We start from the raw sequence: 24,810 nt of genomic DNA, 5'->3' as shown, positions 1-24,810 counted from the left end.
ATGGAAATTACATTTGAATTAGGGTATGCGCTAGATACCTTTTACTTTTTAATATGCGGCGCATTAGTCATGTGGATGGCCGCAGGGTTTACGATGTTAGAAGCGGGCCTAGTGCGTGCAAAAAACACCACCGAAATTTTAACTAAAAACGTGGCTTTGTATGCAGTCGCTTCTATCATGTATATGATTTGTGGCTACAGCATAATGTATGGCGGCGATGATTTTAGCCTCTTTTTAAGCGGCATTACGGCAGACGGAGCAACCGGTGTTGAGGAACCAGCAGGCTATGCACCTTCGGCCGATTTCTTCTTTCAAGTTGTGTTTGTTGCCACCGCCATGTCGATAGTGTCAGGTGCGGTGGCTGAACGCATGAAACTATGGGCATTTTTAGCGTTTACGGTGGTGCTAACAGGCTTCATTTATCCAATGGAAGGCAGTTGGACGTGGGGCGGTGAGAAGGTACTTGGTTTGTTCTCCTTAGCAGAATTGGGTTTTAGCGATTTTGCTGGCTCAGGGATTGTGCATATGGCAGGCGCATCAGCAGCACTTGCTGGGGTATTAGTGTTAGGCGCACGAGCGGGTAAGTACTCAAAAGACGGCAAAGCAAATGCAATTCCCGGGGCAAATTTGCCGCTTGCAACCTTAGGCACATTCATACTATGGGTAGGTTGGTTTGGCTTTAACGGCGGCTCGGTCCTGGCGACCTCTTCGGTTGAAAATGCTAATTCAGTCGCTGTAGTATTTATGAATACTAATATGGCCGCAGCCGGTGGTTTGGTGTCTGCCCTATTATTAGCTCGCCTCATGTTTGGTAAAGCAGATTTAACCATGGCCTTAAACGGTGCATTAGCCGGACTAGTTGCCATAACTGCAGAACCATCTACACCCACTCCTTTACAGGCCACATTGTTTGGGGCACTGGGCGGAATATTAGTGGTGTTAAGCATTCTTGCGTTAGACAAAGTAAAAATAGATGACCCGGTGGGCGCAATTTCTGTTCATGGCACAGTAGGCTTCTTAGGACTAATGCTGGTGCCTATCACCAATGAAGGCGCTAAATTTACGGGTCAGCTTGCAGGGGCCTTTACTATCTTTATTTGGGTATTCGTGACCAGTCTCTTAGTGTGGTTAGCACTCAAAGCGATTATGGGCATAAGAGTATCTGAAGAAGAAGAATACGAAGGCGTGGATATAAGTGAATGTGGCTTAGAGGCATACCCTGAGTTTAAATAAGCCTTTATATAAAGCGCTTGAAAAGAAGTGAGTTTGAAGAAAGGTGCGGTAATACAACAATCAATAATGATAATAATATAGAATAAACTGCCGTATGTTATTGAAAAGCCAGCATTAGCTGGCTTTTTTTTCTTCATAAATATGTGTAGCTACCACGTTCCTGTGTTTTGCATTGACGCCCAAGGCTCAGCTGGATCTAGGGAGTCACCTTTTTGCAGCAGCTCAATTGAAATGTTGTCAGGTGATTTTACAAAGGCCATGTGGCCATCGCGAGGCGGTCGGTTAATGGTCACGCCGCTGCTTTGTAGTTTGTCACATAAGCCGTAAAGATCATCTACCCTAAAGGCTAAATGACCAAATGCACGTCCCGTTGTGTAATCTTCTTGCGGATCCCAGTTATAAGTAAGTTCTAGCAAAGGTGCGCTGCGTTTTTTGGCGAGCGCTTCATCTTCGGGCGCGGCTAAAAATACTAAGGAAAACCGACCTTTTTCGCTGTCATACTGACTTGTTTTTACTAAACCCAGTAAATCGCAGTAAAAATGCAGTGAATCTTCTAAATTGGTCACTCTTATCATGGTGTGCAAATATTGCATAACGTAAACCTTTTTCCTATTTTTAAACTGTGTAAAGACATATATGAATTGTGAAAAATAGTGCTGCTGCTCGCTACTGTAATTGACTAACCTTTCATTTTATAAGCGTAACGCCGCTTACTTGCGTAACTGAATTAGCACCTGCGCGTTCAATTATTTTGACTAAGGATGTTTGAATAGTTTCATTTTCTCTGGCGTCACCTTGGCTGGCAAATCGCTCCTCTTGCGCCTGGCTTTCTTCTTCTAAAGTAAATTGGACAACAACTTCAGTAGCAACGTTAGCGGTGTTGCCAAAATACTCAATGGCAATGAGCGGGAAGCCTCTAAAGCCTTTATTAACTTGCTTGGCTATTCTCTTTTTTGCTTTGTCTATGTGCATAGAGCCTCCTTGTTTATAGTGATAGTTTACCATAGCATATGCGTATATTTTGTTGACGCCTTTAAATTTCAAACAAACATAGCCAAATAGGCAATAAAACGGTATTTTTGTATATTCTTCTATGTTCTTCTCTATTATAAGTATAACTCAAAAATTAGAGGTAAGTTTGCTATGACATTACGTATTTTTTCTATCCTTACGGTACTGAGTATTGGCCTTGCCGGCACCGCCTTTTCTTATGATCGCATAACTGGTGCTCCTTTTGCGAGTCGCTCAGAGATTATTGCGCAAAACGGCATGGCAGCGACCAGCCAACCCTTAGCCACTCAAGTTGCGCTTGATATTTTAAAAAGCGGTGGCAATGCTATAGATGCAGCTATTGCAGCAAATGCTATGTTAGGCTTAGTGGAGCCAACGGGCAGTGGTATTGGCGGAGACTTATTTGCTATTATATGGGACGCTAAAACTAAAAAACTTTATGGCTTGAATGCATCAGGTCGTTCTCCGCAGTCTTTAACCTTAGAGTACTTCACGCAAAACAACATCACTGAAATTCCAAAATTTGGTCCACTGCCGGTATCAGTGCCCGGCGCGGTAGACGGCTGGTTTATGCTAAGTGAACGCTTTGGCACTTTACCCATGAAAACGTTGCTTGCGCCTTCTATAAACTATGCTCGCAACGGTTTTCCTGTTTCTGAACTTATCGCTTATTACTTTGAAAGTAACCAAAAGCGCATTGGTCAATATCCAGGCTTTACTGACACGTTCACCATTGATGGTACAACACCCGTAAAAGGCCAAGTGTTTAAAAACCCAGCGCTGGCGAACACCTATGAAAAAATAGCCACCGGTGGCCGTGATGTGTTTTATAAAGGCGATATTGCTCGCACCATTGGTGCCTTTATGCAAGACCAAGGCGGGTTTTTAAGCTATCAAGACATGGCTGCCCACTATTCTGACTGGGTTGAACCGGTGTCTAGCAACTACCGAGGCTATGACGTGTGGGAACTACCGCCAAACGGCCAAGGCATAGCGGCCCTGCAAATTTTAAATATTCTTGAGTTATACGACATCCAAAGCATGGGGCACGACTCGCCTGAGTACGTGCATACCTTTGTTGAAGCGAAAAAGTTAGCCTTTGCCGATCGTGCTAAATTTTATGCCGACCCTTTGTTTAATCAAATCCCCGTGGATTGGTTAATTTCCAAAGAATACGCCAAAACCCGCCAAGCGCTTATTTCGCCTACAACAGCGACCAAGCGCGTGGATGCCGGCATAAATGAAGGTGACACCATCTATTTAACTGTGGCAGATAAAGAAGGCAACATGGTGTCGTTAATTCAAAGTAACTACCGCGGCATGGGCTCGGGCATGATCCCAACAGACTTGGGCTTTGTGTTACAGAATCGGGGTGAAATGTTTGCCTTGGAGGAAGGGCATTTTAATCAATACGCACCGGGCAAAAGGCCTTTTCATACTATAATTCCGGCGTTTATTACCCAAAACGGCGAACCACTAATGAGTTTTGGTGTTATGGGCGGCGGTACTCAGCCGCAAATGCATGCGCAAATTGTTATTAACATGGTAGATTTTGGTATGAATATACAAGAGGCAGGCGACGCGCCGCGAATACTGCACACCGGGTCTAGCACACCAATGGGCAAGCTTATGACAGACGGCGGCTATGTTAGTTTAGAAAGCGGTTTTAGCCAACAAACGCGCCGGCAGTTGATAAAAAAAGGCCACACAATGCGGGACAGTTTAGGCTCGTTTGGCGGCTATCAGGCAATCATGTTCGATAGTAAAAATAAAGTTTACTATGGCGCATCTGAATCTCGAAAAGATGGTCAAGCGGCTGGTTATTAATGACTCAAGCTCAAAAAGGTGTTTGCGCGGAACCTAATTTGCACGCACTGTATCTACTCTTCAATGTGGTAGACGATGACGTATCAAGCGTGCGCCTAAAGCTGGCAGCGCTGCTAGATTTGTTTGAACACTTTAACGAGGAGCACTACGAGGCGATGGTGTCGGGCGTAATTGGGGTAGGCAGCGCGTTTTGGGATGATCTATATCCTAGTAATCGACCAGCGCAGCTTGGACCCTTCCCTGATATGCAGTGCGAAGATCGTTGTGCACCAGTATTGCCGTGTGATTTGTTTGTGCAAATACGCGCCGATCGCTTAGACATTTGTCAAGCATTGGGCATGGAAGTTATGCAGTCTTTGAAACTACATACTGAGCTAGTTGAACAAGTACAAGCCTTTAGATATTTAGATGGACGCAACTGGACGGGTTTCTTAATTGCTGATGAAAATCCCCGCGGACGCAAAAAATTTGCTATTAGCTTAGTGGGCAATGACGATGAGGCCTTTGCCGATGGCTCCTACATTCATATTCAACGCTATCGGCATGATATGTCAAAATGGAGTAAGCTGTCAGACAAGCATCAGCAGCAAGTAATGGGTAAAACCAAACAGCATAATATGGATGTGATGGGATCTGGCTTAGACTCACACGCTTTTAGAACTAAAATTGTGGGCCCAGGCGGTGAGTATCCTATATTTTTGAATCAGAGTATGCCGTATGGCGATATGACCACTCAAGGCCTCTATTTTATCGCCTGTAGCAATCACCCCCAGGCTTTCAAAAATTTACTTCATAGCCGGATTTATGGTGATGACAATGGTCATTACGACAAACTGCTTGATTATTCAAGCGCGGAAACGGGCGCTGCTTTTTTTGCGCCCTCTATTGGCTTTATCCGAAGTCAAAGTACTCTTGCTGCAAGTGAAACCCAAAGCAACGAGCCTGAAAAAGGTTAGCGGCTATTTGAGGTCGTAATGTCTGTCGCTGTTGTGAGCGTAATCAGCGCTGGCAAGAATGCAATGTATCTGTGCAAGTGCTAATTTTTCTAAACGCGTACTTTTCCATCTCAGTCTGTTTCATTCGCGATTTTTTTGCAGGTAGTAATATGATGGATAAGTACGATATCTTCAGCCTTATCCGCATCGTTTTGCTAAATGTGCACTTTCTAAATGTGCACTTTATTATTGCGTTTTTGCATGTACCAAAGCGCGGCAGTGGATACCGCATAAAGCGCCAAAATGACAGAGATAACAGCAAAGGATGTCATTTATTTAGCAGTAATCCTAGCAAACGACTTGTCTGCGGCAGTTATGGTAGCGTCGACAACGTCACTGGTGTGCATCTTTGAGACGAAACCTGCTTCATATGAGGCCGGCGCCATATAAACGCCTTCACTTAGCATGCTGTGGTAAAACTGATTAAACTGAGCTTGGTTAACGCTTGTCGCTTGCTTATAACTCGTTACTTTTTCATCCGTAAAAAAGATACCAAACATACTGCCTGCTACATTGGTTGAAAGTGCAATACCATTTTTATCGGCCATTTGCTGAAAACCATCAGCGATGGCTTGGGTATTCTTGAAAATACTGTCGTAAAAGCCCTCTGCTTTTAGCTGCGTTAGTGCACACAGACCAGCGGCCATAGCAATAGGATTACCTGACAGCGTTCCCGCTTGATACACAGGTCCCGTGGGGGCAATATGCGTGAGAATTTCACGTTTGCCACCAAAGGCGCCTACGGGCATGCCGCCGCCAATCACTTTGCCTAAGCAGGTTAAGTCGGGCATCACATTAAAACGTTCTTGCGCGCCGCCCAAGGAAACGCGAAACCCCGTCATCACTTCATCAAAAATTAACACCGCGCCATATTCATCGCAGATAGTGCGTAGGCCTTCTAAAAATCCGGGCACAGGCAAAATGCAGTTCATGTTCCCAGCAACCGGCTCTACAATAATGCAGGCAATGTCATGGCCGTGTTCAACAAAGGCTTGCTTAACCGAATCTATATTATTAAAGTCGACGGTGAGCGTATGCTTGGCAACATCGTCAGGCACGCCTGGTGAGCTTGGCACCCCAAGCGTGAGCGCGCCAGAACCGGCTTTTACTAACAGCGAGTCGGCGTGGCCGTGGTAGCAACCTTCAAATTTAAGCAGTTTGTCTCTGCCGGTGTATCCGCGTGCTAAACGTATTGCGCTCATGGTGGCTTCGGTGCCTGAATTTACCATTCTGACCATTTCCATAGACGGCACAATAGATGACACTAATTCGGCCATTTGTATTTCTGCCTCGGTAGGCGCACCATAGCTCAAGCCGTTTTCAGACGCTTTTATTACCGCTTCACGAATAGCCTGATTATTATGGCCTAGTACCATAGGGCCCCATGAGTTTATGTAATCGATATAGCGGTTGTTATCTACATCAAACATGTAAGGGCCGTCAGCACGGGCGATAAAACGCGGTGTACCGCCTACCGCTTTAAACGCGCGCACCGGAGAGTTAACGCCGCCTGGAATAGTAAGCTGTGCTCTAGCAAATAAAGTTTCAGAATTAGTCATGTATCTTTGGCTCTCTTTTGTTTAATAAGGTTGAAGATGTTTGTAGCAGTATAAGGGCTGCTACAATTTGGCTGTCACGTCTTGGCAGGTGCCCCTTTGTTGCTAAACCAGTGCACGCTGCGGTCATAATCCTTGACAATGTTGTGTACCCCTAATGTAAGTGCAAATAAGGCCATTCTTACCAATACGCCGTTGTCGGTTTGCCTAAATATGGCTAGATTAGGGTGAACGTTTAAATCGTTGTCGAGCTCATTCGCTTCAGCTCTAGAGTCTCGTGGTAGCGGATGCATAATGACCGTTTGCGATTTAAAGTGCTGCGTATAAATTTGCTGGTTCAGTCTAAACTTCCCCCTGAACTGATTGGCTTGTTCTTGCGTGGCAAAGCGTTCTTCTTGTATACGCGTTTGGTAACAAATGTCAGCTTCAACCAGTCCTTCGAGTTTTTGCGTAATGGTGAGTGAATGCCCCGCAGAGCTTATTACGTCGCATACCTTGCTGGGCATGCTTAAATCTTTTGGTGAGATGAGCGTAAACTTTATATTCTTGAACAAGCTTAACATGGTGGCAAGTGAATGCACGGTTCTGCCAAATTTCAAGTCGCCAATCATGGCAATGTGTAAACCGTCTATGCCGTGTCCAAAGGAGGCACGCTCTTTAGCGATGGTGTACAAATCTAGCAGCGCTTGGGTGGGGTGCTCGTTTGCACCGTCGCCGCCGTTAATAACCGGTACTCGACTGCCTTTTGCAAATTCAGCCACCGAGCCTGACACTGGATGGCGCATTGCAATAATGTCGCTGTATCCACTTAATACACGCGCAGTGTCGTATAGTGATTCACCCTTTGCCAACGCTGAATTACTCATGCCGGTGGTTTCGCGTACTTCACCGCCTAATAAATTAAAGGCGGTGCCAAAGCTTACACGGGTGCGAGTGCTTGGTTCAAAAAATAAGTTGCCTAAAATAGCGCCGTCTAACACGGTGGTGCGTTTTTTACGCAATGCATATGGCTGCATGTTGTCGGCAACGGCAAAAACATGTTCTACCGCGCTGCGATCAAACTGATCAACGCTGAGTATATGTTCCCCAATAAAAGACTTCATGTTAGTTTATCCATAGTGCTTAATAGTGGTACTTAGAAATACCGCGTGTCAATAGGGTGGTCATAAACTGACACTTTACTAGTGCGATATTCAAAATATAATAAATATGACCAATAAGGCGCGCCGCATTATATCAAATTTTCGCTATTCAAGCTTATTTTTAATCCAAAAAGCCCAAGGCAGCCACCCACCTTTGTGTAGTAAACTATTGACATGACAAGAATGACCATCAAAACTTTAATTACGACCGTTTTTGCGCTTTTGGCCTTTGCGGGTAACTCAGTGCTGTGCCGGCTAGCCCTAGGCGAGGGCCAAATAGATGCGACTAGCTTTACTATTATTCGTTTAATGTCAGGCGCCGTAGTCTTTGTTATTATTTTAGCGCTAAGTGGACGCGATGACATTAATGCAATATGTACGTTAAAACAAGCGTTTAAGGCTATAAGCCAAAGATGGCTGGGTGCGATGATGCTGTTGCTATATGCTACGGGGTTTTCGTTTGCCTATGTGCAGCTAAGCACGGGAGTGGGCGCTTTGGTGCTGTTTGGCATGGTGCAATTAACCATGATTGGGGTAAGCATTTATAAACAAGAATACTTGCCTTGGCTGCATATTGTGGGTGTGTTTATTGCTTTTTGCGGCCTGTTTTTACTCGTGTATTCCCAGCTTGTAGGGGAGGATGTCATCCTGTCGATATTTGGCTTAATATGCATGTTGATTGCGGGTATTGCTTGGGGCGTATATACCTTGCTAGGCAGAGGATCTTCGGCTCCTTTTCTCGATACAGGTAGTAATTTTATCCTTAGTGCTGTTTTTTGCATACCATTGCTATTGATTTATTTGTTAATGCCTGCGGTGCTGTCGGCGCAAGGTGTGGGGTTGGCGGTGGTATCGGGCGTAGTCACATCTATGTTGGGGTATGCGATTTGGTATGTTGCGTTGCCCAACCTTAGCCGCGTACAGGCGGGCGCCGTGCAGTTAATGGTGCCGGTAATTGCTGCCTTTGGTGGTCTTATATGGGTAAGTGAAGCGATAACGCTACCACTGTTAATTGCGCAGGCTATGGTGCTGGGCGGTATTGCTATGGTAATGATAAAAGTGAAGGTCGTGCCTCAGAAAAATTGACCAAACTAGGACTACGGTGCCAACATAGTTGCCTTTTTCATGTTATTACAGCCAATAAAGCAATGGTCTTGCGAGCAACCGTATTGGCTAAACCTTGTTGCTGCGTCTGAGTTAGTTCATATGGCAAGTGTAAAATGCCGCGCATATGATAATCACTTTTCAGTAAATTAAAAAAATCGATTGACGCTTCATAAGCCTGTGCCTCGCTAAGCTGACTTTGCGGATGTTTTTGCAGCAGTTCAGACACCATATTTATACTATGCAGCGGCCCAGCTTCGTAAAATAATTGCCCAACGGATGAGTCTTGCTTGGACTCACCAATCACCACTTTATACATCGCAATAACGTTGTCGTCTTTCAGTAAGCTAATTAAAGAAAGGCCTATGCTGCTCAAAATGGCCCGTAAAGGCTGGGTGTCAATACACACACTTGCCTCTTCTACCTGGTACATTTTGCATTTGCTTTCTATCACCGCGTTAAATAACGCTTCTTTATTATTGAAGTGTGAGTAAACGGTTTGTTTTGACACGCCGCTGTGCTTTGCAAGCGCATCCATAGAGGTGTTGTTATAGCCAAGCGACAACAGCAGTTCACCAGCGCTACGTAAAATTTGCTGACGTTTAGCCGCGCTTTTAGGCCGTCCAAGCACGGGCTGTTTTGGCGTGTTTGACGTTGTCATTTTTAAATACTTACCTGCTCAAGTTGGTGCTTTTTTTTCTGATGGCGAAAATTTAACATTACTAGACTGTACAGTCTAGTATATTTATTCTAGTATGCCATTCTACCCCAAGCAATGTCCATTTTTAACAAGGATTGGCAAACTTGCTTTGAGCTTTTTTTCGGAAAATAATACATGCCAGAGTCTTATCGCGATAACCTCCAAGAATCGAACCCCCCACAGTTTGCGCCTTCTGGTATTGAACCAGTAAAGCCCAATAGACTGCTATTAGCGCTTATTACCGTGGTGAGCTTTGCGCTGCTAGCGATACTCATGATATTTTCAGGCAATCAATCGGTGCTGGCTTTAGATGAAGACAAGCTCTTGGTCATGCAGCAGGCGAAGGTGGAAGTAAGCATAATTAAGATGCACGCCAGCTATATTAAGCCGCGTGTGGTATATGGACAAATTGGCGCGGTGCAACAATCAGATATTGGTTTTGAGCTAAACGGCACTTTACGTCAGCTAGCGGTGCTTGAAGGTGTTTCGGTGGTGAAAGGTCAAGTCCTTGCTAATCTTGATACTGCTCGCTTAGCAGCGCGCAAAAACGAACTTAACAGTGAACTGCAAAGCGCTAAAGCCGACGCTACCTTAGCCAAGCTTTCCGAAGCGCGTATTGTACAGCTAGTCGAAAAGGGTCTAGAGCCGCAGCAACGTTTAGATGAAGTTAAGGCGCAGTTAGACGCCGCTAACGCAGCAGCAAGTGAGGCACAGGCTCGCTTAGCTAGCTTGGGCGTAGAATTAGCTAAATCATCTCTTAAGGCCCCATTTGCTGGCCAAGTTGTGCGCCAGTATGTAGACGCCGGCACCGTGCTTAATGCCGGGCAAGCCGTATTTTCTATTTTAGCCAAAGATGCGCTAGAAGCACGCATAGGCTTGCCTGAGCAAACCGCCTTTGGTCTTAGCATTGGCGAAAACCGGCAGTTGGCTATGCATGATCAGATATTTATGGCGCAAGTTGCCTCAGTTGCTAAACAGCGTAATCAAGCCACTCGGACTATCGATGCAGTGTTTAGTATAGACCAGAACCTTTTAAGCGCGCAGCAAAAAGCGCTGATAATCTCAGGTGACTTGGTGTCGCTCACCGTTGACATACCGATGCAAACGCGGGGTGCATGGGTGCCGCTTTCTGCATTAGCCAGCAGTGTGCGAGGTTTGTGGACGCTGTATGTGGTTGACGCTAACAACACTATTCAAACACGCTTAGTGTCAATTGAATATGCTGACAACACAAATGCCTTTGTTAGCGGCGCTATTAACGACGGCGAAAAAGTAGTGGTATCGGGTATTCATCGCTTAGTGCCTCAGCAAAGTGTGAGCAATGTAGTTGAGGTAGAAAACCAGTTCACGCATGCATCTGCTCGTTCAAAAGCCACTGCAGTAAAAGGGCTATAAACGATGAGTTCACCATCACCGCAGGAACAAAATAGTGCAACCAGTTATCCGTGGTACACCGCTTTTTTTCGTAAGGGTCACCTCTTAGCCTTAAGTATCATTATCATCTTAGTGGCAGGTTTGTCAGCTATTAATACTTTGCCGCGCCTTGAGGATCCTCGTATAGACCTACGCAACGTGGCGGTGCTAACCAGTTTCCCGGGTGCTTCAGCGCAGCGGGTAGAGGCCTTAGTCAGTGATGTACTAGAAGATGAACTGCGCCAGTTGTTTGAAATAAAGGAAATAAAGTCGACCTCCAAAGCAGGTTTCTCCTCTGTTTTCGTAGAACTACAAGACGCAATAGACAGCAGCAGTAACCAGCAGGTTTTTTCTAAAATACGTGACGCCATAGACGACGCCTCAAAACGCTTTCCCCCAGGCGCAAACGCCCCGGTACTAGAAGACAAGCGCGGTGCAACCGCCTTTACTGTCTTGTTGTCAGTCACTGCGAAATACCCTGAAAACACCCAGTTGACGCAAGTAGGGCGCATGGCCAGCGAACTGTCAGATCGTATCCGAAATGTAAGCGGCACCGAGCTTGTACTGATTTACGGCGAGCCGGTAGAAGAAATTACCGTGGTGATAGACCCACAGCAGCTTGCACTAAGCGGACTATCGTTAAGTGAGGTCAGCCAGCGTATAGAGCAAGCCGATCCTAAGTCACCTGCCGGCATTATTCGTAATCCTTATAAAGAAATGCGCCTGCAGGTGTCACAGCCTTTAGCAAGCACCGCAGTGCTCGCGCAAATACCATTGCAGGTCGTCAACGGTAATTATTTGCGTTTGCAAGACATTGCCACCATAGAAAAAGGCCCCGCACTGCCTTTTTCTGAAATAGCCTTATTAAACTCACAGCGCACCATTATGATTGCAGCGCGCATGCAAACCTCGGTGCGAGTAGACCAGTGGACTCAAGGCGTAAAGGATAAACTAGCGCAGTTCAATGAAGAATTTGGTAATTCAATTTCCAGTGAGATAATATTTGAACAAAACAAATATACAGAAGCTCGCTTAGGCGAGCTCAGCGGCAATCTTTTGCTCGGCAGCTTCGTGGTAATGCTAGTGGTGCTGTTTTTTATGGGGGCCAAAGCGTCTTGGATTGTAGGCCTAGCCTTGCCTTTATGCGCTAGCTTTGCGGTGTTTAGTTTGACTTTCTTTAATCAGCAAATACACCAAATGTCTATTTTTGGGATTATTATCGCCATTGGTTTGCTCATAGACAATGCTATTGTTATTACCGACGAAATACGCTTAAATCTGCTTGACAAACACATGTCGCGCTTAGCTGTTTTGCAAAAAAGTGTCAGTCACTTATTCTCACCGTTGCTAGCGTCAACCCTAACCACTATTTTGGGGTTTATGCCCATTTTCTTACTGGCAGGTAATATTGGCGATTTTATAGGGCCTATTGCCATAAGTGTAGTGATGGCACTTATCGGATCCTTAGCTATTTCATTAACCCTTATTGCAGCTTTAGCAGCACGTTATTTGCCGCGCGAGGCAGATGCCAGTGCACCGTGGTATAAGCGAGGATATCAACTACCAGAGGTGTCGCAGGCCTTTCGTCAGGTAATTGGCAAAGCGATTAAACGACCATTACTGGTGTTGCCTATTGTGGTGGGGTTTTGCCTGATGGGTTTTGTGCTATCGCAGCAGTTAGCGAATGTGTTTTTCCCAAGCGCAGATAGGGACCAGTTCGAAATATATGTCATATTGCCCGACGGTAGTAGTATTGAAAACACCTATAAAACTGTGCTTGAAGCCGATGCTTTTATCGCCAAAAAAGAAGGTATACGGCAGGTTACATGGCTGATAGGCGCGTCTACTCCTTCGGTGTATTACAACCAAGTAATGAGCCGCGACAATGCCCCAAATTTTGCTAATGCAGTTATTACCACTGAATCGGTTGCGATAGCTGAAACCCTAATAGTCGACTTAACATATGAGCTACAGGACAGCCTGCCAAATGCTAAAATAGTGGTGCGTAAATTTGGCCAAGGTCCGCCCATAGCAGCCCCTCTTGAAGTTGACATATATGGGACCGACTTAGCGGTCTTAGATGAACTGGGTCAGCAAGTGCGTGTCGCTATGACCAAAATACCAGGGATTACTCAGTCCTTGGTGTCGATTACGTCGGGTGAGCCTGAAATAGTCCTAGAGGTGAGCGAAAATCAGTCTTACTTATCGCAGCTTTCGCTGTCGCAAATATCTCAACAGCTGCAGGCGTCTCTTATCGGCCGCACCGGTGGGTCAATATTAGAAGGCACCGAAGAGCTTGATATTCGAGTACGTATAAGTGAAGAAAAACGCGCTACTCTTGCCCAATTAGACGCCATACCGCTTATAAGCGGACAAGGTCAAAACAAGCAAGTAATTGGCGTAGGTGCGCTGGGCATACTCACAATAAATCCCAGTATTAGCGGTATAACGCGGGTAGACGGTGAGCGCGTAAATAAAATACAAGCGTATTTATTACCTAGTATCGCTGCGGTAAGCGTAAGCGAGCAGCTTCGCAGTATTATTGACAGTAGCATTACCTTGCCCCCCGGTTATCGCATAAAAATGGCAGGTGATGCAGACGAGCAACAGCAGGCATTAGGCCAGTTGGCCACCTACCTACCGGTGTTGCTGGTACTCATGATAACGGCTTTAATTTTGAGCTTTAGCAGTGTGCGCTTTGCCGCGGTTATCGCGGTTGTGGCGGTATTGTCTGTGGGCTTAGGTTTTTTAAGCCTGTGGCTTTCGGGTTTACCCATTGGTTTTAACCCACTGCTAGGCAGCGCCGGCCTAATAGGCGTGGCTATTAACGGATCTATTGTGGTTATTGCTGCAATAGCAGCAAACCCTGATGCAATGAAAGGCAATACGGTGGCCATAGTAAACGAAACCATGAGTTGCTCTAGGCATATTTTATCAACAACCTTCACCACAGTGGGCGGACTAATTCCTTTGCTCTTGTTCAGTGAAGGGACATTTTGGCCGCCATTAGCAGTGGTGCTTGCCGGTGGCGTGGGTTTCTCGGTAATACTCTCACTTGTGTTTACACCTGTGCTAGTAGCAACGCTATGTCGGGCTCGCTTTAGACGCCAGTCGTCGCATGCACAACAAATCGGTTTACACGCATCGTGAATAAATTTCATAAACGGTGACACAGACTGTGCTTTTTGCAAGCGATCACGGTATATTGTTGTACGCGCAATTATCATAATGTTGTTATATTTTTATGTCTGGTACTAATGTAGAGCCTGAAGCAATTTTTATCAAAGGGGCAGCCGCTGGCAATGGCATTACCAGCCTGCTGGTAGGCGGTATTGTGGCCTTATTTGGCACCGTTATTATTCTGGTGCTGCCGCAGTTATTTTTTTTAGTGGGCATTATGTTTTTAAGCGGTAGCATAGTGGCTTTTGTGATTGGCTTTTACAAGCTGCGCGAGCCTAAACACAGCCTTGAAATTACCAAAGAGGCCATTGTGTATCACCACCGTAAAGGCAAATGGCGCCTTGAATGGGAAAACATTCAAAGAATAGACGTACCGAGAGTGCGCAAAGGCTTAGAGCATATTGACTTAGAAATGGTTGGCTTTAAGTTGAAAGACCCCGAACGTTTTCTGGGTAATATTTCGATGCGCTTAATCACGCATTTGCTAATGGAGCAGCGTCCACTCGTGACGCAAATAGCCATGAGTGACTGCGCCACTGGCCACTGTCCTGGCGATGACATTATTAACGACGTTAAATACAAGCGCCTAGACGGCGTCATGATCACTGGTGTAAGCGCTATGTTTGCCAACAGAATGCGCAGACTACAGCAAGGCATAGGGTATGAGATTTACCTGTCGGTAAACGAACTAGACCGCGACGGTAGAGATTTCGTTAAGTTCTTGCGCGAGTGTCAAGACAGCCTGCAGTTAACTCAACCTAACTAGTGGGGTGACGTAAGCAAGCTCTTTCTGAGTTTTGGCCATATTTCAATAATATTGTCTATTTCAAGCAGTAGGAAGGTAATTGTTTCAGGAAGTATTTCATCCTGATGGGTTTTTAAGATGTTTTGAGCCTGCTGGCAGAAGTCTTGTAAACGTGGAACCCCGGTGTAGCAGCATGCCCCGTGGAGTTTATGAATACTCGCTAATACTAAATCGTTACGCTGCTGCTTTAATCCTGATTCAATTTGTGCGGCATGTGTTGTTAATCGATGCGTGAATGCATCTAAGAACTCAATAGCCGAGTCGTGATTATGGTAGCAAAGCTTTAACGCAGTTTCCCAATCAATTGAATTCGTGACAGCGCTGTTAATTACGGCGTTTTGTTTACTATCTGGCACTTGCTCGCACCACGTATTAATCAATGCAACCACGTTATTAATACTGATTGGTTTCGATAAAAAATCATCCATCCCAGAGTCTAAAAAGTGCTGCTGCTCAGTTTCCATTGCATGTGCCGTTACTGCAACAATGGGTGTACCTATATTTAGCTCAGTTTTACGAATAAAGCGAGTGGTTTTTAGACCGTCCATATCGGGCATTTGAATATCCATTAGGATTAAATCGTAATCGGTATTTGTACAGCGTTCAATAGCGCTTTCGCCGTCATAGGCCACATCCAAAATAACAGGGGATGCCTTAAGCCACGTTTGCAACAGGCGCAAGTTTAGCGCCATATCGTCTACTGCCAGCATTCGAATTGCGGGAAGTTTCTTGACATGTTCATGTGAAGCCCCTTCATTTGGTTTATGCGCAGCAGTGTCTAAATCTTTGAGTTTGCGACTCGTCAATGGCATGCGTATAAATTTAGGTGGCGCTAAAGTGGCATCCAACTCTAGTTGGTTTGGCTCAGGGCCCGAATACACAAATACAGTATTAACAATGCGCATTTCGTTGCGCTGTTTATTAACGTGGTTTCGGTTTTGCAGATTTCTAAAGGGTAAAAAAATAAACACATACGCGTTGCCAATGGCGTAATTTTTTAACTGGGAAACCTCTTTTAATGTTACGGTTAAGAACCCAAGCGCTGCTAGCTGTAGTTTAGAAGCGCGGCTCGATTCATTCCAGTCGTCAATAATATACGCCGTTTTATCTTCAAATCTACGCGTTTTATTCAGCCGCTTTGTGCTGAAGTCTATACCAAATCCAATGCTAGCGGTGAACGTGCTGCCTTGGGCAGGTTCGCTTAATACAGTGATTTTACCGCCCATAAAATTCACGAGTTCTTTACAAATAACCAAGCCTAAACCGGTACCTTGAAATGAGCGGTTTAAGTCGTCATCAAGCTGTTGAAACGCGGTAAATATCTTGCTTATATCGCTTTGATTGATACCTATACCGCTGTCTTTTATCTCAAACTCTAGGGTCGCATGGCTTTGTGTTTGCTCCCTCACTCTAGCGCTTAGCTTTATGTAACCATAGTTGGTAAATTTGAGTGCGTTGCTCAGTAAATTAATCAGTAATTGTTTTATTTTAAAGGCGTCGCCGAGCAAAGAATGTGGCAGTTCATGGATCTCAAATATAAACTCTAACTGTTTTAAGTGTGCCGTTTTAGACATTAAAGCAGCCACATCTTCAAGCAAGTTGCGAGGTGAAAAAGGCCGTGTATTTAAGGTTAGTTTGCCAGCCTCCATTTTCGAAAGATCAAGAATATCGTTAACCACCGTTAATAGGTCGGTCGCAGCAGAGTTTATAATGCGCACATGCTCTTCGCGCTCAAGCATGTTTTGATTGTTTTCAAGCTCTTTACTAAAGCCCATAATAGCATTAAGTGGGGTTCTTATTTCATGCGACATGTTGGCTAAAAACTGCGATTTAATCTCACTTGCTTTAATCGCTTCTTTGCGCGCTAAATCTAAGCGGACATTTTGTTCTTCAATAACATCGAAATTACTTAGTGCGTCGCTTTCAGCTTCTTTTACTTCAAGCTCTAAGTTGTATTGATTGCGCAGTACCATTGCCAGTAAAAATATGCCTGTTTGCACAAGTAAGGTAAAGTGAAATATATGCTGATGAAAAGGGTTGTTGGGTAAGATGCCAAAGATAAACAAAATACTCAAGCTTGAACCTATTATTGAAGACGCCCAGCCTATTAGCAGTGCTCGTGCGGGAAAATAATCGTTGATAAAGGCGTTAATACATATAGCACAATTAATTGAAAGGGTGGCAAAGCATAGTGCATAAGTAATGCCGAGCTTAATTTGAGGCAAAAAGCCGGGCACCAAAAAAGCACAAAAGAAGAGTAAATTAACATACAGTAAATACCGCAGCATAATGCGGATTTTTGGCCGATGCATGTTGCTTGGCACGAGCAGTAAATTTAGCAAGGTGGCGCTTATGCACATTGCAATAACCATTGATTCGGCCCGCACATACAAAAATAGCGTGTTTATCCAATCAAACAATAATGCCGTGTGGCCACTCCACAAAAGCTGAAACAACAGCATTATGAACAAGTGCACAATGTACACTGCGCCGATAAGGCGGTTTTTATACGCAAAAAATGTAATCGCATACACAAAAAGTACTAATAAGACGCCGTAAAACACGCCCCATATACTGAAGTCGAGCATAGACTGCGTACGTTGGGCCTTGTCGGTGTGCAAATATATAGGTGCTACTAGCACCATGCTGCTCGACTTAATATAAATATACATTTCAAGCGGTGTGTTACTGGGTAAGTCGAGTTCAAAAGAAGGCAGCGGGTAGGGGCTTGTCTTGTTCTGGATACCGTCGTTAAGGTATTGTATTAACGTACCTTGTGACGTGATAAATACTTGTGCGTGTTGCATTTGGGAAAACCGAATTTCGAGCATCCATCGGCTGATATCGCTGCGATTTTCAATTTTCGCATACAGCCATGCACCTTTTTGAACGAAGCCGTAGTTTGGCGTGTTAAAGCTACGATAGGGGAGTAAATGACGAGACTTTTTAAACTCGTCAAAACTGAGCGCTCTGGACGCTTGATAGTATATTGAAAACTCTTGCGATAGCAGGCGCGAGGTAAAGCTGTCGTCAACAATAATGGTCTTTTTACTCGCAATCGCCACGAACTGAACACTTACACAGCAAATGAGCAAAAAAAACTGAATGAGTCGCTTATGTTTGTGCAAGGGTCTATTATGCTTTTGATTAAAATACGCTACCATGGGTTTAATATAAAATGTACGCTGTAATAAGTATAGACAATAAAAAGAATACTTTGCCCATGCTGGCTAACACAGATTAAGCCTTAGTTATATTACAAGCACTTTTACAATAAATAGAACTATAAAGAGTCGAGCAATATGAATAACGACACCACTATTAATAGTGATGGTATTGAACAAATGCCGCTGGGGCGTTTTACCGAAGACGCTTACCTGAATTATTCAATGTATGTAATTATGGACCGGGCTCTTCCGCACATTGGCGATGGCTTAAAGCCTGTGCAGCGGCGCATTATTTATGCGATGTCTGAGTTGGGCCTAAATAGCAATGCGAAATATAAAAAATCGGCGCGCACGGTGGGTGATGTATTAGGTAAGTTTCATCCTCACGGTGATTCCGCCTGTTATGAAGCGATGGTGTTAATGGCACAGCCGTTTTCATACCGCTATCCGCTGGTAGACGGGCAGGGTAACTGGGGCGCGCCGGATGATCCAAAGTCGTTTGCGGCCATGCGTTATACCGAAGCCAAGCTGTCTAAATTTAGTGAAGTGTTGCTGAGCGAACTTGGCCAAGGCACCGCCGACTGGCAGCCAAATTTTGACGGCACCTTAGACGAACCTTTAGTGCTTCCGTCGCGCTTACCGCATATTCTGCTTAATGGTATAACCGGCATAGCCGTAGGCATGGCAACTGATATACCCCCGCATAATGTGCGTGAAGTAGCTAACGCGTGCGCGCATTTACTGGATAACAGCAAGGCTGAACTAAGCGAATTGCTTGAGTTTGTGCAAGGCCCAGACTACCCCACCGACGCAGAAATAATTACGCCTAAAAGCGACATTGCTAAAATTTATGAAAGTGGCCGCGGCTCTATTAGAATGCGCGCCGTTTATCATCAAGACAGTGGCGATATTATTGTTACCGCTCTTCCGCATCAGGCATCAGGCGGTAAAATAATGGAACAAATTGCGGCGCAAATGCAGGCTAAAAAGCTACCTATGGTGTCAGACCTGCGCGACGAGTCTGATCACGAAAACCCAACACGCCTGCTGATTACGCCGCGCTCTAACCGAGTTGATATTGAACAGCTAATGCAGCACCTGTTTGCTACCACCGACTTAGAAAAAAGCTACCGCGTTAACATTAATATGATAGGGCTAGACGGGCGTCCTAAAGTGAAAGGCCTAGTGACCATTTTAACCGAATGGCTGGTGTTTCGTAAAAACACCGTCACGCGCAGGCTACAGTATCGTCTTGATAAAATTCTTGCACGTCTGCACATATTAGAGGGCTTGTTAATTGCCTTTCTAAATATAGACGAAGTCATTGAAATAATTCGCTTTCAAGACGAGCCTAAAAAAGTGCTAATGAGCCGCTTTAAGCTGTCTGACAGGCAGGCCGAAGCGATATTAGAACTTAAGCTTCGTCATTTGGCCAAGCTAGAAGAAATGAAAATTACCGGCGAGCAAGACGAACTCGCCAAAGAGCGCGATGCACTGCAACTATTGTTAGGATCTGACAGGCGCTTAAAAACGCTCATGAAAAAAGAACTATTGGCCGACGCGCACACTTACGGGGATGATCGCCGAAGCCCCATTGTGTATCGTGGTGAAGCTAAAGCACTGTCTGAAAAAGAGCTAATACCGTCAGAGGCTGTTACCGTGGTGCTGTCTGACAAAGGCTGGGCGCGTTGCGCGAAAGGGCACGATGTTGATGTATTAGGGCTTAGTTATAAGTCGGGCGATGGCTTTTTAGCCAGCGCTAAAGGCAGAAGTAATCAACTCGTGGTGTTCCTCGATTCGGGCGGGCGCAGTTTCTCTTGTGATGCGCATTCATTACCTTCTGCGCGCAGCCAAGGCGAGCCGCTGACCGGGCGGTTTGGGATTGTTGCGGGTGAAAACGCGGTATTTGTGCTGATGGCACAAGACAAACAACAGTTTTTAATTGGCAGCGATGCAGGCTACGGCTTTGTGTCTAGCTTTGAAGATATGCTGACCAAGAACAAAGCGGGTAAGGCCTATGTGTCATTACCTACGGCGGCGAAAATAATGGCGCCTATCGCTATAAGCAATGTGGCTACCGACTGGTGCTTAAGTATTTCAAACGACGGGCGTATGCTGTTATTTCCAATGCGCGATTTGCCGATTTTAGGCAAGGGCAAAGGCAATAAGCTGATGAATATACCTTCTGCTAAAGCAAAAACGCGCGAAGAGTACTTAACTCAGCTTATGGTTGTACCTGAAGGCGCTAGCGTAAAAGTGGTGGCGGGTAAGCGCGGCATGTTGCTGTCGCCTGCTGACTTGAGTCATTACTACGGGGAAAGGGGGCGCCGTGGGAATAAATTGCCTAGGGGATTGCAGCGCGTTGATAGTGTTGAGATTGAAGTGGTAGTGTCTAAAGGTGGCGTTAAAGGCGATTCAACGGAAGGTGAGTCCGGCCATTAATGTAATTTCAGCGTTTTTAGCCGCCTTTACGGTTTGCCGTGGTATCGAATTACTGCGCGAAGCAAGGAAGTTGCCGGTTGCGTCAGAGCTTAAATGGACGTGCATATCCATTACGCCGGGCAATAAGACCTGGTCAGGCAGCTCAATAACTTAGATGCTGTCACTGATTTTTATGTCGCCTTGCTTGGCTATTTTTATAATTTTATTGTCTTCAACTTAATTATTTATCGGCTTATGTATTAAGATAAGCGCTTAGTCGCAGTGTCAGATAAACTCATTCTCGTACTATGGCGTAAGTGGTTAATAAGCAATCATTTATGATATTTATTTACGCTGAACACGTATTTAAACGTAAGAGAATATTGAAAGGAAGAATAAAACATCATGGACAAAAAAATACTACAGTATGGCTATTATAGTTAGCGCTATTTTATTAACGGGCTGTATCGCAAAAGACGTCGATTTTACTGAACAGCAACAGCGTATGCAGCGCTGTGATCAATACATTGAACAAGACCGCGATCGCTGCCTTCGGGGTGAACCGGTGACCATCGAAGATTATAAAGATGATTTTCGTGATTATCAAAAAAGTAAGGAAATAGAGGCTGAAAAGGCAAAGCCTAAAGTAATTCTGCCGATTGTGATTGAGCTAGGTGAAGACGATAAGAAAAATCCATAAGTCGCAAATAAGACTGGAAAAACGAGTGTAAATCTTTAAACTGGCCAGCGATATGTTTTGTGATGACTTTCGGGTTAGTTTATTGACCTTGCATATTTTGTCGGGCAGCCGCTAGGTTGTTGATGTTTGTTGTTTATGCACCTGTAGCTCAGCTGGATAGAGTATTTGCCTCCGAAGCCGATTTAATTGCTTGGTGTAACAATGACGAGTCTCTTAGTCAGTAGTTACAATCGATTTAATTACCTGATTTATAGAACGACCTGCTTCCAGCTTTTTATACTGTAGTTTATAGTTATCTTGTAAATGACGCGCGATTGTAGCAAACAACCAACCCGTTTTATTATCGATTTTATTACCCTGAGGATATGATGATCTTTTCGAGTCCAGTTGCTCTTGACGTGGTCAACCTTTTTCGGACACCCTAGATTGTTCTGGTGTCTACGATAACTTGACAGTACCCGCAAAAGTGACAACAGGAACCAAGGAGCGCTTTCTGTGAACGCTCCTTCGCAGAATGGGATAGGGTGAGTTGTGTCCAAAACTTAGGTTAATGTTTATTTCGGCGAATTTAGTCGGCTCAGTTGCATAAGTTGACAATACCTTTAGCGTTTATCAATCAACAACTTTTTGGTTGCTTGTTTCCTCAGCCCTTTAAATATAGCCTCTGTAACATAGGTTGGAAAGTTCTTTGTAATTTTACCCTCGACTTTAGTGATGGCATCTTCCACATTATCAATAAAGTATTCATAGTGGGATATAACTTTGTCTACAGGATACTTTACGTGCTCAGCAGTCGATACAAAATGACGAGGCTGAATGTTGTTCCATTTCCAATGGATATTTTTACCTTTTAAAGACATTGCCATTTTGATCGTTTGCGGCTGTAAGGCTTTTTTCGACATGACAGGAAACGCTGACAAGATGTCATACAATGGGGTCATGCGGTATCGGTTTTCAGGCTCTAAGAATATGCTGAAATTCTTACCATGGCCGTCAATCGCGGCAATTAACCAAAAGAAGATCTGAGCCTTAAAAAATGTTGCTCTATCTTTAGCGTTAGACGAAGCAGTGAGTAAATTTATGCAGTCTGCGATGCTGGGGCCACCAGCTGATTGATATTTTTGCGCTGACGAAATGCCCATTGCCTGACAAAAATCCTCTTGAGGGAGGCGCATAAGCCATGAACCATCAGATGAATATTTGCGATCAAAGCGCTCAACGCTTAATACTTTTTGCTTGCCAAAGTATAGCACCTCTGAATTGGCCACACTAAAACCGAAGGCTCTAGCAAGCTCCAAACAAATAAATTCGTTCTCACAGCTATCGGTTAAATCGATACCTACTTGCGGCAACTCGCCCATTGGTAATTTTAATATGTGGCTGGTTGGTGTAGCACCTATTGGTTTTGTCCATTGTTTACCAATTCTAAGTAAAGCGGTTTTTTCCTGAGCACCCGCAATCGAAATCCGAAAATCGTCATCGTCGATTTCCATGCCAAGAGGCGTATGTTTGTAGCCTTGCAATAATTTTTCAATTTTTTGCGCTGATAATACGTTGTAGCAAATTTTGTTTACTGACGCAGGCTGTTTTGAAGACAACTGAATAGCACCCACACAGTCATTGCCTATTGCCGCCAAAAGATTGAACGAATGCCCAGAACCTACATTGAATCTGGCTTGTATTTTATTTCGGATGTCAGAACTATCTGGAAGCAAATTGTCAAAGAAATTATAAACCACATCGCCAGAATATTTTTGTTTCGTGATAGGCAACGACAAAGAAATGGGACGTGCGCCGGGGCGCTCCATCCACTGTTCGGTATAGGAGAAATGTAGTCCTGCGTTCTTATCTTTTGAGAGTGTACCTACTTTGATCCCGTTAAGGCTTACCATCATTTCCATATTACCACTCCTTATCCCAGCGACTGCTTTCCTTGTGGTCGCTTTGTGATGGATGTTTCGGCTTCAACTCAATTGATAGACCTAATTCATGTGCAATTTTAAATAATGTATCAATACGCGAGCTACCCGCCGAGTTTTCAATAGCCGAGATGGTTTTTTGCATTAAACCAACATGCTCGGCCACATCGGCTTGCGTCCGAGCAAGCTTTTTTCGATGCCGCTTTATATAATCTGCCAGCTCTTTTGAGTTGTTAAGCTTCATTAAGCCTCTCCACTATTAAACCCTTGAAGGTATAAGCAAAAGCCTATACCCCAAGAGGTATATAGGTTTAACTATACCCTAGCCGGTATATGTGTCAACTTATACCTTGTGAGGTATTACCATGTACTGTACAAACTTGGACTAATGCGAAGTTAGGTCAACATCAAAGGGCAAAGAAATCATACTGAGCAATTGTTCAGACAAAAGAAATTAACCTAAGTCTTTAACCGTCTTTTAACTTGTAGTTACATTTATTATGCATATATGATTTTTCTGTGACGAAAATCACGAATAACAAACATAAATTGTAGATAGAAATCTGTCGATTATAAAACTGTGAAAGGCCTACTTGGGCTAAATAGGTACAAAACGTTCTATTAATATTCATTGGTATCAGTTGGTTAAAATAATTTGGCCGAAAAATATCAAATAATCCCATTTAAAAACCATGCTTATGCGCAAGAAATTTTCCGTCTCCGAAGCCGTGTCAAATTTGATCCGCCGCGCACCAAAGGGAAATCAGCGCTTGCTTAACTTGCTCGTCGTACTTCTGGGAGTCGTGTCGTTTTCTGAGCGCTGTGGTTGTTTCATCATTATTGAGAAGTCGTGTTGCGTATTTGCGCTCATATCCAGTGGCAGCAACAAAGCCGTCCAATACTCGCCCTTTATCAATCCGATTAGCATTTTCATATCGTTGCCTAACACTATCTAGCAACTCGCGCCTTGTTGTTAAGCTCATTGTTCTCATCATCAAATATCCCCTACATCGCAATGTACAAGTAGTGTCATCTTAGATGAGGCAACGACCTATGGGTAGTGTGGTATTTTGTGAGGCAATGCGACCGGCCAAGGTAATTGACATTTAATAATCGTTAAAAACCAAAGTTGAGACTAAAGCGTTTGTAAAAAACAGACATTCGACTTTTAAATTATTCGCCATTATGTTTTCTTTTTGACGACACGTTTGTCGATGAAGTATATAGATGCGGCAACAACGCAGACTATGACGACTTCAGTTACAAATGAAAAATCAAAAAATCTATTCAGTATAATTGATGTTAAAAATCCACTGACTACTAAAAGTGCACTTTTCATCGGTATTTACCTTTATAAATCCTGTAAAAAGATAGGGCAAAAGCTTGCCCTATTTACATCCGTTTAATATTAGATCATTCCACTAAATTTATGCTGATTCTTTTTGAAATACTCGTTGCTTTCGGAATGGTCTCTCCCGCTAAACCCCTGTGCATGACTCACAGAGCCCCTTATCGCATGGTTTATTGCCTCCCCAACGGCCCAGCCTACAATGTATTGATAAAATCCACCGTTTACATTCTCTACTTGATTAAACTTTAATTGTCGCCGGTACATATTCTAGCTTTTCAGTGACATT

General features: G+C 44.3%; 18 protein-coding genes. 9 read left to right on the top strand and 9 right to left on the bottom strand.

Annotation, left to right across the window (positions count from 1 at the left end):
- Positions 1–1,233 (top strand): ammonium transporter, encoded by a 1,233-nt coding sequence (locus tag GPUN_RS00105; protein WP_006002150.1) that lies wholly within the window; start codon positions 1–3, stop codon positions 1,231–1,233.
- A gap of 149 nt (positions 1,234–1,382) precedes the next feature.
- On the opposite strand, the gene GPUN_RS00100 is transcribed toward GPUN_RS00105, so the two are convergent.
- Positions 1,383–1,826 carry a VOC family protein gene (locus tag GPUN_RS00100; RefSeq protein WP_006002148.1) on the bottom strand — a complete coding sequence of 148 codons (444 nt, stop codon included), beginning with the start codon at positions 1,824–1,826 and terminating at the stop codon, positions 1,383–1,385.
- 94 nt (positions 1,827–1,920) lie between these two features.
- Positions 1,921–2,205 (bottom strand): hypothetical protein, encoded by a 285-nt coding sequence (locus GPUN_RS00095; RefSeq protein WP_006002146.1) that lies wholly within the window; start codon positions 2,203–2,205, stop codon positions 1,921–1,923.
- Positions 2,206–2,376: 171 nt separating this feature from the next.
- Here GPUN_RS00095 and ggt point away from each other — a divergent pair, with 171 nt between their 5' ends.
- The gene (ggt, locus tag GPUN_RS00090) at positions 2,377–4,071 is read left to right on the top strand and encodes a gamma-glutamyltransferase (protein WP_006002144.1); all 1,695 of its coding nucleotides are present in this window, start codon (positions 2,377–2,379) and stop codon (positions 4,069–4,071) included.
- A complete protein-coding gene (locus GPUN_RS00085) occupies positions 4,071–5,027 on the top strand; it encodes a Dyp-type peroxidase (protein ID WP_006002142.1) in 957 nt (318 codons plus the stop codon). Before ggt ends, GPUN_RS00085 begins: the two co-directional genes overlap by 1 nt.
- A gap of 311 nt (positions 5,028–5,338) precedes the next feature.
- On the opposite strand, the gene hemL is transcribed toward GPUN_RS00085, so the two are convergent.
- Positions 5,339–6,625: a glutamate-1-semialdehyde 2,1-aminomutase gene (hemL, locus tag GPUN_RS00080; RefSeq protein ID WP_006002140.1), complete on the bottom strand. Its 1,287-nt coding sequence runs from the start codon at positions 6,623–6,625 to the stop codon at positions 5,339–5,341.
- Between the two features lie 74 nt (positions 6,626–6,699).
- Positions 6,700–7,725 (bottom strand): aspartate carbamoyltransferase, encoded by a 1,026-nt coding sequence (locus GPUN_RS00075; protein WP_006002139.1) that lies wholly within the window; start codon positions 7,723–7,725, stop codon positions 6,700–6,702.
- A gap of 222 nt (positions 7,726–7,947) precedes the next feature.
- Here GPUN_RS00075 and GPUN_RS00070 point away from each other — a divergent pair, with 222 nt between their 5' ends.
- A complete protein-coding gene (locus tag GPUN_RS00070; RefSeq protein WP_006002137.1) occupies positions 7,948–8,850 on the top strand; it encodes a DMT family transporter in 903 nt (300 codons plus the stop codon).
- A 37-nt stretch (positions 8,851–8,887) separates the two neighbouring features.
- On the opposite strand, the gene GPUN_RS00065 is transcribed toward GPUN_RS00070, so the two are convergent.
- Positions 8,888–9,529: a TetR/AcrR family transcriptional regulator gene (locus GPUN_RS00065; protein ID WP_006002135.1), complete on the bottom strand. Its 642-nt coding sequence runs from the start codon at positions 9,527–9,529 to the stop codon at positions 8,888–8,890.
- Between the two features lie 174 nt (positions 9,530–9,703).
- On the opposite strand from GPUN_RS00065, the gene GPUN_RS00060 reads away from it, so the two are divergent.
- The 3 genes from GPUN_RS00060 to GPUN_RS00050 all read left to right on the top strand — a co-directional run bounded on the left by GPUN_RS00060 (position 9,704) and on the right by GPUN_RS00050 (position 14,927).
- Complete coding sequence (locus GPUN_RS00060) at positions 9,704–10,963, top strand: efflux RND transporter periplasmic adaptor subunit (protein WP_006002133.1); 1,260 nt, start codon at positions 9,704–9,706, stop codon at positions 10,961–10,963.
- A gap of 3 nt (positions 10,964–10,966) precedes the next feature.
- A complete protein-coding gene (locus GPUN_RS00055) occupies positions 10,967–14,131 on the top strand; it encodes an efflux RND transporter permease subunit (protein WP_006002131.1) in 3,165 nt (1,054 codons plus the stop codon).
- A 94-nt stretch (positions 14,132–14,225) separates the two neighbouring features.
- Positions 14,226–14,927, top strand: a complete 702-nt coding sequence (locus GPUN_RS00050) for a DUF2982 domain-containing protein (RefSeq protein ID WP_006002129.1) — start codon at positions 14,226–14,228, stop codon at positions 14,925–14,927.
- Here GPUN_RS00050 and GPUN_RS00045 read toward each other — a convergent pair.
- Positions 14,924–18,094, bottom strand: a complete 3,171-nt coding sequence (locus tag GPUN_RS00045; protein ID WP_158309250.1) for a hybrid sensor histidine kinase/response regulator — start codon at positions 18,092–18,094, stop codon at positions 14,924–14,926. The genes GPUN_RS00050 and GPUN_RS00045 overlap by 4 nt on opposite strands.
- Before the next feature lie 174 nt (positions 18,095–18,268).
- Here GPUN_RS00045 and parC point away from each other — a divergent pair, with 174 nt between their 5' ends.
- Positions 18,269–20,575: a DNA topoisomerase IV subunit A gene (parC, locus tag GPUN_RS00040; protein WP_006002124.1), complete on the top strand. Its 2,307-nt coding sequence runs from the start codon at positions 18,269–18,271 to the stop codon at positions 20,573–20,575.
- 406 nt (positions 20,576–20,981) lie between these two features.
- Positions 20,982–21,254 carry a hypothetical protein gene (locus GPUN_RS00035; protein WP_006002120.1) on the top strand — a complete coding sequence of 91 codons (273 nt, stop codon included), beginning with the start codon at positions 20,982–20,984 and terminating at the stop codon, positions 21,252–21,254.
- Positions 21,255–21,856: 602 nt separating this feature from the next.
- Here GPUN_RS00035 and GPUN_RS00030 read toward each other — a convergent pair.
- The 3 genes from GPUN_RS00030 to GPUN_RS00020 all read right to left on the bottom strand — a co-directional run bounded on the left by GPUN_RS00030 (position 21,857) and on the right by GPUN_RS00020 (position 24,156).
- Complete coding sequence (locus GPUN_RS00030) at positions 21,857–23,155, bottom strand: type II toxin-antitoxin system HipA family toxin (RefSeq protein ID WP_006002118.1); 1,299 nt, start codon at positions 23,153–23,155, stop codon at positions 21,857–21,859.
- Between the two features lies 1 nt (position 23,156).
- Complete coding sequence (locus GPUN_RS00025) at positions 23,157–23,417, bottom strand: helix-turn-helix transcriptional regulator (protein WP_006002116.1); 261 nt, start codon at positions 23,415–23,417, stop codon at positions 23,157–23,159.
- A 487-nt stretch (positions 23,418–23,904) separates the two neighbouring features.
- Positions 23,905–24,156, bottom strand: coding sequence for a hypothetical protein (locus GPUN_RS00020; protein ID WP_141567177.1), 252 nt, complete (start codon positions 24,154–24,156; stop codon positions 23,905–23,907).
- Between the last annotated feature and the right edge of the window lie 654 nt (positions 24,157–24,810).

Origin of the sequence: Glaciecola punicea ACAM 611 (assembly GCF_000252165.1) — a bacterium.
Classification (GTDB): domain Bacteria; phylum Pseudomonadota; class Gammaproteobacteria; order Enterobacterales; family Alteromonadaceae; genus Glaciecola; species Glaciecola punicea.
The sequence above is the reverse complement of the archived record's forward strand: the minus strand, read 5'-3'. Positions and strand labels throughout refer to the sequence as shown.